The organism is Roseobacter denitrificans OCh 114 (assembly GCF_000014045.1).
In the GTDB taxonomy this organism is placed as follows: Bacteria; Pseudomonadota; Alphaproteobacteria; order Rhodobacterales; family Rhodobacteraceae; genus Roseobacter; species Roseobacter denitrificans.
The window spans coordinates 3,849,104-3,861,250 of record NC_008209.1; the positions used below are offsets into that span (position 1 = coordinate 3,849,104).

Consider the following 12,147-nt stretch of genomic DNA (forward strand, 5'->3'; position numbering starts at 1 on the left):
TCATTCAAGGGAGATGCCCTCATGAACGCCCCCCACCGCGCCCCTGGCTTTTTCACGCAATCGCTGGCTGACAGCGATCCTGAGCTTTTCGGCTCGATCACGGATGAGCTGGGCCGCCAGCGTGACGAGATCGAGTTGATCGCGTCGGAAAACATCGTTTCTGCCGCCGTGCTTGAGGCGCAGGGCTCGATCATGACCAACAAATACGCCGAAGGCTATCCCGGACGGCGCTATTATGGCGGCTGCCAGTTCGTCGATGTGGCCGAAAACCTCGCCATCGAGCGCGCCTGCAAACTCTTTGGTTGCGGCTTTGCCAATGTGCAGCCCAATTCCGGCAGCCAGGCCAATCAGGGCGTGTTCACTGCCCTCTTGCAGCCCGGCGACACCATCCTCGGCATGAGCCTTGATGCGGGCGGGCACCTGACGCATGGCGCCAAGCCCAACCAGTCCGGCAAGTGGTTCAACGCCGTGCAATACGGTGTGCGCCGCGAAGACAACCTGCTGGATTATGACCAGGTCGAAGCGCTCGCCAAGGAGCACCAGCCCAAGCTGATCATCGCCGGCGGCTCGGCCATCCCGCGCCAGATCGACTTTGCCCGCATGCGCGAAATCGCCGATATGGTCGGGGCGTATCTGCACGTGGACATGGCGCATTTCGCAGGCCTCGTGGCGGCGGGCGAACACCCAAGCCCCTTCCCGCACGCCCATGTGGCCACCACCACGACGCATAAGACCCTGCGCGGCCCGCGCGGCGGCATGATCCTGACGAACGACGAGGCGCTGGCGAAAAAGTTCAACTCCGCCATCTTCCCCGGCATTCAGGGCGGCCCGCTGATGCATGTGATCGCTGCCAAGGCCGTGGCCTTTGGCGAGGCGCTGCGGCCCGATTTCAAATCCTACACCAAGCAGGTCATCGCCAACGCGCAGGCCCTGAGCGACCAGCTGATCAAGGGCGGGCTGGACACGATCACGCATGGCACCGACACCCATGTGGTGCTGGTCGACCTGCGCCCCAAGGGCGTGAAGGGCAATGCGACCGAAAAGGCGCTGGGGCGTGCGCATATCACCTGCAACAAGAACGGCGTGCCCTTTGATCCGGAAAAGCCGATGGTGACCTCCGGCATCCGTCTGGGCAGCCCTGCCGGGACGACGCGCGGGTTCGGCGAGCCGGAGTTCCGCCAGATCGCCGACTGGATCATCGAAGTGGTCGACGGCCTCGCCGCCAACGGCGAAGACAACAACAGCGCCGTCGAAGCCAAGGTCAAAGCAGAAGTCGCACAACTCTGCGCAAGATTCCCAATGTATCCGAACCTCTAAGCACCTCACGGCCCCGCATGATCACATGCGGGGCCGGACCGGTTCAGCCCGCAACCCAGTTTGGCAAGGTCAGCGAGATGGCGGGCACAAAGGTAATCAGCATCAGCGCGATAAAGATCGCGATGTAAAACGGCCAGATCGTACGCACGGCTTTCTCCATCGGCAGTTTACCGACCGCACAGCCGACAAAAAGGCAGGACCCGACCGGCGGCGTGCACAGACCAAGCCCCAGATTGACAAGCAGGATCATGCCAAACTGTATCGGGTCTATCCCGAGGCTGTGGGCCACCGGCAAAAAGATCGGCGTGCAGATCAGGATCAGCGCCGCCATGTCCATGATCATGCCAAGCACCAGCAAGATCAGGTTGATCATCAGCAATATCAGGATCGGGTTTTCCGTCATGCCGGTCAAAAGGTCCACGGTCTTGAGCGGCACCTGATAAAACGTCAGCATATAGGCAAAGGCCCCGGCACAGGCGATCAGGATCATCACCATGGCCGTGGTCCTGACCGCCTGCGTCACCGCCGTGCGGAATTTGAGCCAGGTGATCGAACGGTAGACCAACAGGGTCACAAAGAAGGCATAAAGCGCTCCGAAAGCCCCGGACTCAGTGACCGTAAAGACACCGGACAACACGCCACCAACGATGATGACCGCCGTCAGAAGCCCCGGGATCGCGCCGAAGAACGCGATGACAAGTGCTGTCCAGCCGGGAAAGGCTTCGGCCTGATAGCCACGTCTTACCGCCACAAGATAGGCCGCCAGTGCAAGGCAGATGCACATCAGGATGCCGGGTACCACACCGGCCAGAAACAGCTTTGAGATGGAAATGCCGCCCCCCGCCGCAATGGCAAAGATGATCATGTTGTGGCTGGGCGGGATGATGATGCCCGCGATGGAGGAGGTCACGGTGACGTTGACAGCGTAATCCGCATCATAGCCCTTTTCCTTCATCACAGGGACCAGAATGGAGCCGAGCGCGGAGATATCGGCAATCGCCGAGCCGGAGATGCCACCAAACAGCATGGAGGAAAACACATTGACGATCCCCAGACCGCCGCGCACCGCGCCAACAGCGGCAGAGGCGAATTTGACCAGCCGCATGGCAATGCCACCGTGGAACATCAACTCGCCTGCAAAGATGAAGAACGGGATGGCCATCAGGGCAAAAACATTGATCCCGCTCACGATGCGCTGAAAGCCGATCATCAGGGGCAGCCCTTCGAACCAGAAGGCGGCAAGGGCGGAAATACCAAGCGCGAAAGCGACGGGCGTACCGATCACGACGCAGAACGCGAAGACCCCCAGCAGAAACAAAATGCCCACGCTATATCCTTATTCTATGGTGTCACTGCGGTCATCCACGCCCAGAAACAGGCGGATGAGGTGACCAACCGAAAACAGCAGTATCAGCCCGCCGCCAATTGTCAGCGGCAATGATCGCAGCCCTTCGGGCAATTGGATCAACGGGATCAGGGATCCCCATTTGAACATTGTAAGCTGTGCGCCAAACCAGAGCATCAGCGCGCCGAAGCCAGCCATAAGCACATCCGAGATCACCACGAAAAAGCTGCGGACCTTTGGCGGGACAGAACTGCGCAACAGCGATACGGAGAGGTGGGTGTTTTCATGCACCCCGACAGCGGCCCCCAGAAAGGCGATCAGCATGACGAGCAACAGCGCCGCCTGTTCCACCCATGTGGGTGTCGCGTTCAGCACGTAACGCCCGAATACCAGCCAGCCGAATATGATCGTCAGAACAACCAGTGCAACACCGGTCAGGACGCGGCAGATCAGGGCCAGCGCATCCAGAACCGCCACCATGCGTTTGACAAATATGGGAAGCGGACGCGCGTCAATCACCTGAAATCCCCACCGTGGACGTGTCTGGCCCCCGAGATCGGGCACCAGACGTTTTCAGCATGGATCAGCACCAGAGATTACTCTGTGGCCTGAATAAGCTCGACCAGTGGGCGCAGGTCCGGGTTGGCCTCGAAATAGGCTTCGTACACCGGGGCCATCGCGGCCTGGAACGGCGCCTTGTCGGCGATTTCGTTCACAACCACGCCTGCGGCTTCAACTGCGGCACGGCTGGCCGCTTCGCGCTTGTTCCAGAGGTCACGCTGATAGAGTGCAGATTCCTGTGCCGCTTCGAGCACGGCGGTTTTCATTTCATCCGACAGCGCATTGAACGTGCCGATATTGATGCAGATACACTCCGGAATGATCAGGTGCTGCGACAGGGAATAGAAACCTGCGACTTCAAAGTGACCAGTGGATTCATAGGAAGGCCAGTTATTTTCGGCCCCATCCACAACACCGGTTTTCAGCGCCTGATAGACCTCGGCAAAGGCCATGGGCGACGGATTGCCACCCAGTTCCGCGATCATGCCCGTGAACAATTCGTTGTTCATCACACGCACCTTCATGCCTTCGACGTCGGCTGGCGTGTTGATCGGTTTTTCGCCGTTGTAAAAGGACCGCGCGCCCGCATCATACCACGCAAGGGGCTGGATGCCTTTTTCGGCCATGCCTGCGGCAATGATCTTGCCCGCTTCGCCATCCAGAACGCGGAACATGTGCGGTACATCCTTGAAGATGAAGGGCAATGAAACCACATTGGCCGCCGGCACCAGCGGCCCGATGGGCCCAAGGTTGAAGTTTCCAATCTCCAGCGCGCCGGCACGCACCTGTTCAATGGCGTCGGGCTGGCTGCCGAGGGTGCCGCCGTGGAACATCTGCAGCGTGTATTCCCCGCCGGTCTTGACCGCGAGCAGTTCTGCGAATTTATCCATGGCGACGGTGTTTGGATAGCCGTCAACATGGATGTTCCAGCCACGCCAGTTGTCGGCACTTGCCACGCTTGCCAGTGCGGCCAGCGCCACGGCGCCCGCGAGTGTTTTGGTTATTCTGTTGAACATGATGTCCTCCCTTGGTTTTATCTGTGCGACCCTGCCGGTATACCTCGCGCATATGCATGTAAAATGCAGCGCACGGCTCCCCTCCCTGATCAGGTGTCGTGGTTCGATACGTAAAGGAAGACTAGTATACCAGAATTGTCAACTCTGAATGCATCCAGCACAGGCAACACATGCGTGCCAGAAACGACGAGAACGCAAAGGCTGAAAACGGTCGTTGCAGCAGGCACAACCACGCGTGACGGAGCGCGGTTGTCCATCCACAGGTGGCGTTCTTTACAGAAAATCATCCCGGCGCGGCGTGAAGCAATCGACAAGGGTGCCGGGTTCCAGACAGACGCAGCCATGTTCCTGATTGGATGCGACGACAAAGCTGTCGCCCGGCCCGACCTCGCGCGTGCTGTCACCAAGGGTAAAGCGGAAACGCCCGCTTTCGACATAGGTCGACTGAACATGTGGGTGATGATGCAGTGCGCCCGTGGCACCTTCCTTGGCAAAACGAAAGGCCACCACCATCAGATCCGGGTGGTCCGAAAGCACCTGGCGGGTAACGTTTTCGCCGGTTGATACAATTGGAAAATCAGACATATCGGACCCTTTCAGGACAATCAGGAAAACACCATGCCGCCGTTGATGTCGATATTCGCACCGGTGATGAAGGCGGAATCCGAACAGGCGAGAAACAGGATCAGATTGGCCGTGTCCTCGGTCGTGCCCTGCCTTTTGACGGGGGCCGCCGCCTCAAAACCGCGCCGACCGGCATCAGGTGTGTGTACGTTGTGGAAATCAGTATCAATCATGCCGGGGCACAGGGCGTTCACACGGATGTCCGGCCCTAGTTCTTTCGCAAGACCGCGCGTCATGGTCATGACCGCACCCTTGGACGTGGCATAGGCCACCGCACCGGCACCGCCGCCATCGCGCCCCGCCTGACTGGCGAGGTTCACGATTGCGCCCGTCTTCATATGCTCAAGACAGGCTTTGGTCATCAGGAACGTACTGGTCAGGTTCAGATCCATAACGGCGTTCCAATGTTCCAGCGGCATCTCGGCGATTGTTTTACGCGCGATCAGGCCGCCCGCGTTATTGACCAGAACATCAATTCCGCCAAATTCAGCGACGGTTTTCGAAACCAATGCCGCGACGTCTTTAGGATTGGTCAAATCACCTTTCAGGGCAAAGGCCTGTCCGCCCTGCGCCTTGATCTGCGCCACGGCGGCATCCGCACCGGTACTGCTGGAAAAGTAATTGATGGCCACCTTGGCCCCTTCCGATGCCAGCTTGAGCGCTGCGGCCTGACCGATGTCACGCCCCCCACCTGTTATAATTGCCGTTTGCCCTGCAAGTTTCATGGCCCGCCCTTTCCGCTGCTACGTCATACTGGTATACTAGTCATTTAACTGGTATACCAGTGTCAAGTCCACGGCGCGCCCAAGGATCGCAACGGGGTTGCGCATGAGTCCCACCCTGCCCTGCGGCGAAACCATTTCTGGCAGGACCCCTGAGGCGCAGAAAGACGAAGGAGGTGATGCTATGGCTCAGGCCACACAACTTGGCGAGCGGCGCACCAGCGTTGACGACATATTTGACCACCTTCACGCGGAAATCCTGTCCTTGCGCCTGCGACCGGGTGACAAGATTTCCGAAGCGGATATCGCCGCCCGGTTCGGCGTGTCCAGACAGCCGGTGCGGGACGCTTTCAACCGGCTGGCCACGCTCGACCTGTTGGTGATCCGCCCGCAACGCGCCACCGAAGTGAAACGGTTTTCAGCGCGTGAGATTGCCAAGTCACGTTTTGTGCGCGCCGCCGTGGAACAGGAAGTTCTGCGCCGCGCGGCGTGCTACTGTGATGCAAGCGGCGCAGCAGACCTCGACGCGGCACTTGCGGCACAGGAACGGGCAATAAAACAGGATGACCTCGAAACATTCGGGGCGCTGGATTACGCGTTCCATGAGACCCTGTGCCAGATCGCACAGGTGGATTTCGCCTTTGACGTCATCCGCAAAGAGAAATCAAACGTCGACCGTCTGTGCATTCTGAGCCTGTCAAAAGGGGATCGGATGCCTGATCTTGTGGCCGATCACCGGCGTATCGCGCAAGCTGTCAAAACCCATGATGCGCAAAGTGCGATGGAAAACGGCATGCGCCACCTTTCCCGGCTGGATGCAACGATCGAACAGATTTCGATCACAAATGCGAATTACTTCGAGCGCGAATAATCCCGCAACCTGATCAGGCCGCGCTTCGCGCACCGTCTTTCAAACCATCAAACGGCGTATGACGATGCGGCTGCAGTCAGGCGCAGCACGGGCTTTTTCATTTTCTGTTTCTTTTTTTGAACCCAACGCGGCAGTGGCGCGACCAATGGGTATCTCGCCAGTTGCGGGGCACTGACACAAGGCCAGAACACCTTGGGCAGGCTTCGGACAGGCGGCGGTGAAATTGAAAACAACGATGATATTAGCATGGAGAATCCAATGTCGATTTTTAATCTTTTCAACCTTTTTTCCAACGGCCTCGACATCAAGGGCTCAAACAAGAGTGACCTGATCATCGGTTCCTTTGGCAATGACAAGATCGCCGGAAACGGTGGTGATGATTTGATGTTCGGTCTGTTTGGCAATGACAAGATGTCCGGTGGTCTGGGCGACGACAGGATCTTTGCAGGTGCAGGCCGTGACATCGTCGAAGGCGGCGAGGGCGAAGATGCCCTTTATGGCAACAACGGCAATGACGTGATCGTCGGCAACAGAGGCAACGACAAGATGTTCGGCGGATCCGGCAACGACAAGCTGGTCTGGAACAACGGCGACGGGTCGGACCTGATGAACGGCGGCAGCGGGTATGATAAGGTACAGGTGAATTTCGACACCGACCTTGTGGATGATGATCTGCAAAACAAGGACGTCGCTGAATTTGAGACGACTGAAACAGGCGTCCAGTTCGCCCGCACCGAAGTGAATGACCAATCCGAACGCGGTCTGTTCCAACTCGACATTCGCGAAACCGAAGTGCTGGAGACGAATTTCGGCGGCGGTGATGATACCGCAGTGATCAAGGGCGATGTGCTTGAAAAGATCGCTCTGGACCTTGATGGCGGGGACGGCATCGACACGCTCGATCTGTCCCAGGTTGATTCGGGCATCAAGGTGGACCTTGCCGCTGGCAAACTGGCGCATTCCAAGGCCGAAAACTTCGAAAACGTCATTGGCACCGAGTATCAGGATCTGCTCAGGGGCGATGCGCAGGACAATGTCATTTCGGGCCTTGGCGGCGATGACCAGCTTGGCGGTCGGGCCGGCAATGACACGTTGATCGGCAACAAGGGCAACGACAAGGTCTTTGGCGGGGACGGCGATGATCTGCTGATCTGGAACAATGGCGACGGGTCGGACCTGATGCACGGCGGCAACGGATATGACCGCTTGCAGGTCAACTTTGACACGGACCTTGTGAATGACGATCTGCAAAACAAGGATGTCGCCGAGTTTTCCGTGGCGGACATCGGGCTGCAATTTGCGCGTACCGAGGTGAATGATCAGTCAGAGGCTGGCCTGTTCCAACTCGACGTGCGCAACATTGAAGTGTTGGAGACGAACTTTGGCGGCGGCGACGACGCGGCCGTGATCAAGGACAACATCCTCAAGCGGATCGAACTTGAACTGGATGGCGGCGATGGCGTGGACCTTCTCGACCTCAGCGACGCAGCATCGGCGGTCACTGTTGATCTTGCGGCAGGCACCATCACCGACGGGGCGAACACATCCACCGCGATCAATTTCGAGAACGTCACCGGCACCGATTTCAACGACACGATCATCGGCAACGATCAGGACAACGTGATCCGCGGTGGTGCCGGAAATGATGTGATGTCAGGCGGTGCGGGTGCAGATACGTTCGTCTTCTTCGAAGAAGACGCGGGCGTCGACATCATCCTCGATTTCGAGATCGGCGTGGACAGCCTTCTGTTCCTCACCAACGATCCGGAGGTCACAACCGACAGCCTGCTGTCGAACCTGACGCAGACCGGGGACGACGTGGAACTGGCCTTCAACAACAAGGTGATCACATTCGAAGACACTGTGGTTTCCGACTTTAACGCCGACGATTTCATGATTGTATAGTTAACCAGTACTTCCGAGGCGAGTGGCCCCGTCAGCTTTTGGCTGGCGGGGTTACGTTATCTGCCCGGCCACGGTTTGTAGGTGCGGTGCAATCGCACGGCAACTAAACCACCCCATGGGCGGAAAAACGCACAGCACTGCAACACGCGCACGCGGTTGTCTCGCTTATGAGTTGTGTCTGCCGATGCGCGATGGCACTTCTTGTCTGCACAAGGATCTGGACCGGTAAACATCAAAGATGGAAGACAAAGACCTCATTGCACGTATTGCTGCTGGCGACAAAGGTGCCATGCGGGACCTCTACACCCGGTATGATCAGGCCATCTATGCCTTTGCCATGGGGCGCTGCGGAAATGGCGAACTTGCATCAGACTGCGTGCATGACACGATGCTTGATGTGTGGCGCACCGCATCGCGCTTTGGCGGACAGTCAAGCGTCAAGACCTGGCTGTTTTCGATCGCGCGCAACAAGCTGGTCGATGCATTGCGCAAACGCGGCAAGCTCTCCTTTGTGGATGAGGTGCCCGAAAGCGCGGATACGGCCCCCGACCCTGAGGCCGCTGCCATCGCGGCATCGGAAAAGCAACGGCTTCATACCTGTCTGAAGGGGTTGAAAGACGTGCAGCATTCCGCCATCCGCCTCGCCTTTCTCGAAGACCTGACCTATCCCGAAATCGCGGAAATCGAAGCGGTGCCGGTCGGAACGATCAAAACCCGCATCTTTCACGCCAAACAAGCGTTGATGCGGTGTCTCAGCGCTGGTTTGCATCGCTGAAGCGGCTGTGTGACGCCCCTGCGCACGTGCCGTCAGATCACTGTTGCACAACCAGTTCGACCAGATCGCTACGCGCATCCAGCGCAACGGCAGCCTCTTGCAGAGATGTCGCATCAGCGAAGGACACCCGCACAAGGCCCAAAGCTGTCGGCCCATCCGTGATCGTGCCGCCCAAAGGCCCGAGCAACGCGCCGATGTCACCAAACGTCGCGCTATCGGCGAATTTGACCTGCAACACGAACGCCCCTGCCCCTTCGGTTGCAGGGGTAAAACCTGTCGGCACGCCGCTGCTGCGCGGAACCACCACCTGCCAGGCAAGAACGGCAATTGCCGCGACCGCTGCATATCGTGCAAGCTGCGCCCAAGGACTGCTGTTCATATTTGCCGGCTGGGGCACGGGCGACATGCTGGCAGACAACCTGTCCCAGACCGCATCGCTGTTGTCATGTTTCGGCTCTTGCGCCAGCGCGCCGCGCACGGCTTGCATCAATGCGACTTCGCCAGAAAGAGCGGCATCCCTTGCCATGGCCTCTTCGAACGCCGCCCGATCCTGCGGGGACAGCCGATCTTGCACATAGTTCAGTATTTGGTCGTCACGATCCATCTCGGCAAAGCCATTCAGTTGCAGTGTTCATGGCTTTGTCGCACAGTCTTGCGCAAAGGTTCAAAAAAACTTGGCAATACTGCCTGTTTTTTCATTCATATTGAACCCTCGCGCACCTCGGTGCGACGGATATAGCGAAGGCGGACGCGATGTTGCGCCCCCACGTCCAACAGGAGATACCAAGTGATACAAGCCCTGCACCTCCTTCGCCCTGTCGCCACCCTGGCTTTGCTGGCCTTTTTGATCGGCTGCGCGCCTTTGACAGACACCCGCGGCACAGGGGAGACAAATGTGGTCGGGCCGCGCAAGGTCATTGCGCTGGTTCCGGATGCGCAGGCGCGCGATGCGATGCGCGTGGCCGGGGCTGCGGGAGGATATCAACTGCTGGATGAAACCGATCTGGCCGGGCTTGATCTGACCATGCTGACTTTCCGGATGCCCGACGGCATCACCGGACCCGAAGCCATCGCGGCGCTCGAAGCGGACGTGCCGACATCGACCGTGGGCATCAACCACGCCTATAGGCTGCAGCAATCGACGAGTCCCGTGCAGACCCTCGACTATGCCAATGCGATGATGCGGTGGCATGCGGATGGATGTCGCGCGCAGGTGCCAATGGGTGTGATTGACACGGGCATCGACACCGCCAGCCCTGCCCTGAACAGCGCACGCATCATCACACGCGCGTTCTTTGAGGGCCCGGCTGCACCGGCTGCACATGGCACGGATGTCGCCTCGGTTCTGGCCAGCCCCAGCCGCCTGCAAGGGGTCACGATTTACGGCGCGAATGTCTTCGGGCAGCAGGACGCCCTCGGGCTGAAGGCGGGTGCGGACGCCTTGGTGCGTGCGCTTGACTGGCTGGCGGCGGAAGACGTGCGTTTTGTCAATCTGGCCCTCGCCGGGCCTTACAACAAGCTGCTCGACCTTGCTGTGGAACGCTCGGTTGCGCGGGGTCTGATCCTTGTCGCCGCTGTTGGCAATGAAGGGCCAAACGTTGATCCGCTCTACCCCGCCGGATTTGACGGGGTGATTGCGGTGACCGCCGTGGATGCCGACGGGCGCATCTATCGCAACGCAGTGCGTGGCCCGCATGTGGACATCGCCGCGCCCGGTGTCGACGTCCTCGTGCCATCCGGTGACAGCGTTCGGTTCGTGACAGGCACGTCGATCGCGACCCCGCTGGTCACGGCCCGACTGGCCGCTGATCCGACACTTGCCAGCGCACGCAGCGTTTCCGACGTGCGCAAGCGACTGGCCGCAACCAGTGCGGAACTTGGACCAAGCGGACGCGACCCGGTCTATGGCTATGGGCTCGCGCTTGCCGAAGACGTCTGCGGCGGCTGATCGCGGGCGCTTACATACACGCCGCCAGCGCCGTGGCGAGGTTCCCGATGAGCAGGGGATAAAGCGCCGGACCGGGTTCAAGGTCCGAACCAAGCGGGTCAAGGATACCCGTCTGCGCCTCAGTGCCATCCAGCACCGTCGCCACAAGGCCGGGATTGAATTGTGGCTCTGTCAGAACGCAACTGACGGCCTGATCCGCGATCCGGCCCTGAATTTCCGCAATCCGCGCAGGGCTTGGATCAGAGGCGTCACTGAGTGAAATCGCGCCTGCGGCCGGGAAATCGAAATCCACTTCAAAATACTGGTAGGCGTCGTGAAACACGATGAATTCACCGCCGCGTACTGGCGCAAGCGTGGCATTCACGGTGTCAATCAACGTTTCAATCTCTGCCCGGCCCTCGGCCGCATTTGCGAAATAGAGGCTGGCGTTCTCCGGGTCCGCCGCCGACAGTTGAGCAGCGATCACGTTCAGCCAATTGCTTGCATTTCGCGGCGACAGCCACGCATGCGGATCATGTGCCCCATGCGCATGATCACCATGCGCGTGGTCGTCGTGGTCGTCGTGGGCATGCTCGTCGTGGGCGTGGTCATCATGGGCGTGGTCATCGTGGGCATGCTCTTCATGATCGTGATCGGCATGCTGCTTATCCCCGTGATCATCGTGATCTGAATGATCATGCGCTTCAAACAGCGCGTTCTCGCGGAGGTCCAGTTTGATTGTTTCCGGCGCATCAAGCAGCGCGCTCACCACAGCATTGGCGGCAAGGGTTTCCAGCGTATCGCCAAGCCAGGGCGTCAGGTCAGGACCGATCCAGAACACAAGGTCGGCATTCTGCAATGCCGCCGCTTCGGAAGGGCGCAGGCTGTATTCATGCGGACTGGCCCCTGGCTGTACGATGAGGTCGGGCGCGCCGACCCCCTCCATCACCCGCGCGACGAGCGCGTGAACCGGCGCAATATCAGCAGCAACCTTAGGCGCATCGGCAAAGGCGGGTGCGCCTGTCAGCGCGACTGTCAGGGAAAGGGCGAGACGCATTCTGGACATTCGAAATACCATGTGATT

At 59.2% G+C, this 12,147-nt stretch carries 12 protein-coding genes; 5 read left to right on the forward strand and 7 right to left on the reverse strand.

Going from position 1 to position 12,147, the window contains the following annotated elements:
* Nucleotides 1–21 precede the first annotated feature (21 nt).
* Nucleotides 22–1,317, forward strand: coding sequence for a serine hydroxymethyltransferase (gene glyA, locus RD1_RS18260; RefSeq protein ID WP_011570052.1), 1,296 nt, complete (start codon nt 22–24; stop codon nt 1,315–1,317).
* A gap of 43 nt (nt 1,318–1,360) precedes the next feature.
* On the opposite strand, the gene RD1_RS18265 is transcribed toward glyA, so the two are convergent.
* The 5 genes from RD1_RS18265 to RD1_RS18285 form a co-directional block, all read right to left on the reverse strand.
* Nucleotides 1,361–2,644: a TRAP transporter large permease gene (locus RD1_RS18265; protein WP_011570053.1), complete on the reverse strand. Its 1,284-nt coding sequence runs from the start codon at nt 2,642–2,644 to the stop codon at nt 1,361–1,363.
* A 9-nt stretch (nt 2,645–2,653) separates the two neighbouring features.
* The gene (locus tag RD1_RS18270; RefSeq protein WP_011570054.1) at nt 2,654–3,181 is read right to left on the reverse strand and encodes a TRAP transporter small permease; all 528 of its coding nucleotides are present in this window, start codon (nt 3,179–3,181) and stop codon (nt 2,654–2,656) included.
* 77 nt (nt 3,182–3,258) lie between these two features.
* Nucleotides 3,259–4,239: a TRAP transporter substrate-binding protein gene (locus tag RD1_RS18275; protein WP_011570055.1), complete on the reverse strand. Its 981-nt coding sequence runs from the start codon at nt 4,237–4,239 to the stop codon at nt 3,259–3,261.
* 273 nt (nt 4,240–4,512) lie between these two features.
* Complete coding sequence (locus RD1_RS18280; protein ID WP_011570056.1) at nt 4,513–4,824, reverse strand: cupin domain-containing protein; 312 nt, start codon at nt 4,822–4,824, stop codon at nt 4,513–4,515.
* Between the two features lie 20 nt (nt 4,825–4,844).
* Nucleotides 4,845–5,588: an SDR family NAD(P)-dependent oxidoreductase gene (locus RD1_RS18285; RefSeq protein WP_011570057.1), complete on the reverse strand. Its 744-nt coding sequence runs from the start codon at nt 5,586–5,588 to the stop codon at nt 4,845–4,847.
* Between the two features lie 181 nt (nt 5,589–5,769).
* Here RD1_RS18285 and RD1_RS18290 point away from each other — a divergent pair, with 181 nt between their 5' ends.
* From RD1_RS18290 to RD1_RS18300, 3 genes are all read left to right on the forward strand, one after another.
* Complete coding sequence (locus RD1_RS18290; protein WP_011570058.1) at nt 5,770–6,456, forward strand: GntR family transcriptional regulator; 687 nt, start codon at nt 5,770–5,772, stop codon at nt 6,454–6,456.
* Nucleotides 6,457–6,714: 258 nt separating this feature from the next.
* Complete coding sequence (locus tag RD1_RS18295; protein ID WP_011570059.1) at nt 6,715–8,361, forward strand: calcium-binding protein; 1,647 nt, start codon at nt 6,715–6,717, stop codon at nt 8,359–8,361.
* Between the two features lie 238 nt (nt 8,362–8,599).
* A complete protein-coding gene (locus RD1_RS18300) occupies nt 8,600–9,136 on the forward strand; it encodes an RNA polymerase sigma factor (protein ID WP_011570060.1) in 537 nt (178 codons plus the stop codon).
* Between the two features lie 37 nt (nt 9,137–9,173).
* Here the strand turns inward: RD1_RS18300 and RD1_RS18305 are convergent, their stop codons facing one another.
* Nucleotides 9,174–9,740 carry a hypothetical protein gene (locus RD1_RS18305; protein ID WP_011570061.1) on the reverse strand — a complete coding sequence of 189 codons (567 nt, stop codon included), beginning with the start codon at nt 9,738–9,740 and terminating at the stop codon, nt 9,174–9,176.
* Between the two features lie 183 nt (nt 9,741–9,923).
* On the opposite strand from RD1_RS18305, the gene RD1_RS18310 reads away from it, so the two are divergent.
* Nucleotides 9,924–11,084, forward strand: a complete 1,161-nt coding sequence (locus RD1_RS18310; RefSeq protein WP_044033254.1) for a S8 family serine peptidase — start codon at nt 9,924–9,926, stop codon at nt 11,082–11,084.
* Nucleotides 11,085–11,094: 10 nt separating this feature from the next.
* Here the strand turns inward: RD1_RS18310 and RD1_RS18315 are convergent, their stop codons facing one another.
* Complete coding sequence (locus RD1_RS18315) at nt 11,095–12,129, reverse strand: zinc ABC transporter substrate-binding protein (RefSeq protein ID WP_044033255.1); 1,035 nt, start codon at nt 12,127–12,129, stop codon at nt 11,095–11,097.
* Between the last annotated feature and the right edge of the window lie 18 nt (nt 12,130–12,147).

Coding starts and splice junctions, on each gene's coding strand:
- RD1_RS18285 (WP_011570057.1), bottom strand. CDS start 5,588: ATGAAACTTGCAGGGCAAACGGCAATTATAACAGGTGGGGGGCGTGAC.
- RD1_RS18300 (WP_011570060.1), top strand. CDS start 8,600: ATGGAAGACAAAGACCTCATTGCACGTATTGCTGCTGGCGACAAAGGT.
- RD1_RS18295 (WP_011570059.1), top strand. CDS start 6,715: ATGTCGATTTTTAATCTTTTCAACCTTTTTTCCAACGGCCTCGACATC.
- RD1_RS18315 (WP_044033255.1), bottom strand. CDS start 12,129: ATGTCCAGAATGCGTCTCGCCCTTTCCCTGACAGTCGCGCTGACAGGC.
- RD1_RS18305 (WP_011570061.1), bottom strand. CDS start 9,740: ATGGATCGTGACGACCAAATACTGAACTATGTGCAAGATCGGCTGTCC.
- glyA (WP_011570052.1), top strand. CDS start 22: ATGAACGCCCCCCACCGCGCCCCTGGCTTTTTCACGCAATCGCTGGCT.
- RD1_RS18290 (WP_011570058.1), top strand. CDS start 5,770: ATGGCTCAGGCCACACAACTTGGCGAGCGGCGCACCAGCGTTGACGAC.
- RD1_RS18275 (WP_011570055.1), bottom strand. CDS start 4,239: ATGTTCAACAGAATAACCAAAACACTCGCGGGCGCCGTGGCGCTGGCC.
- RD1_RS18280 (WP_011570056.1), bottom strand. CDS start 4,824: ATGTCTGATTTTCCAATTGTATCAACCGGCGAAAACGTTACCCGCCAG.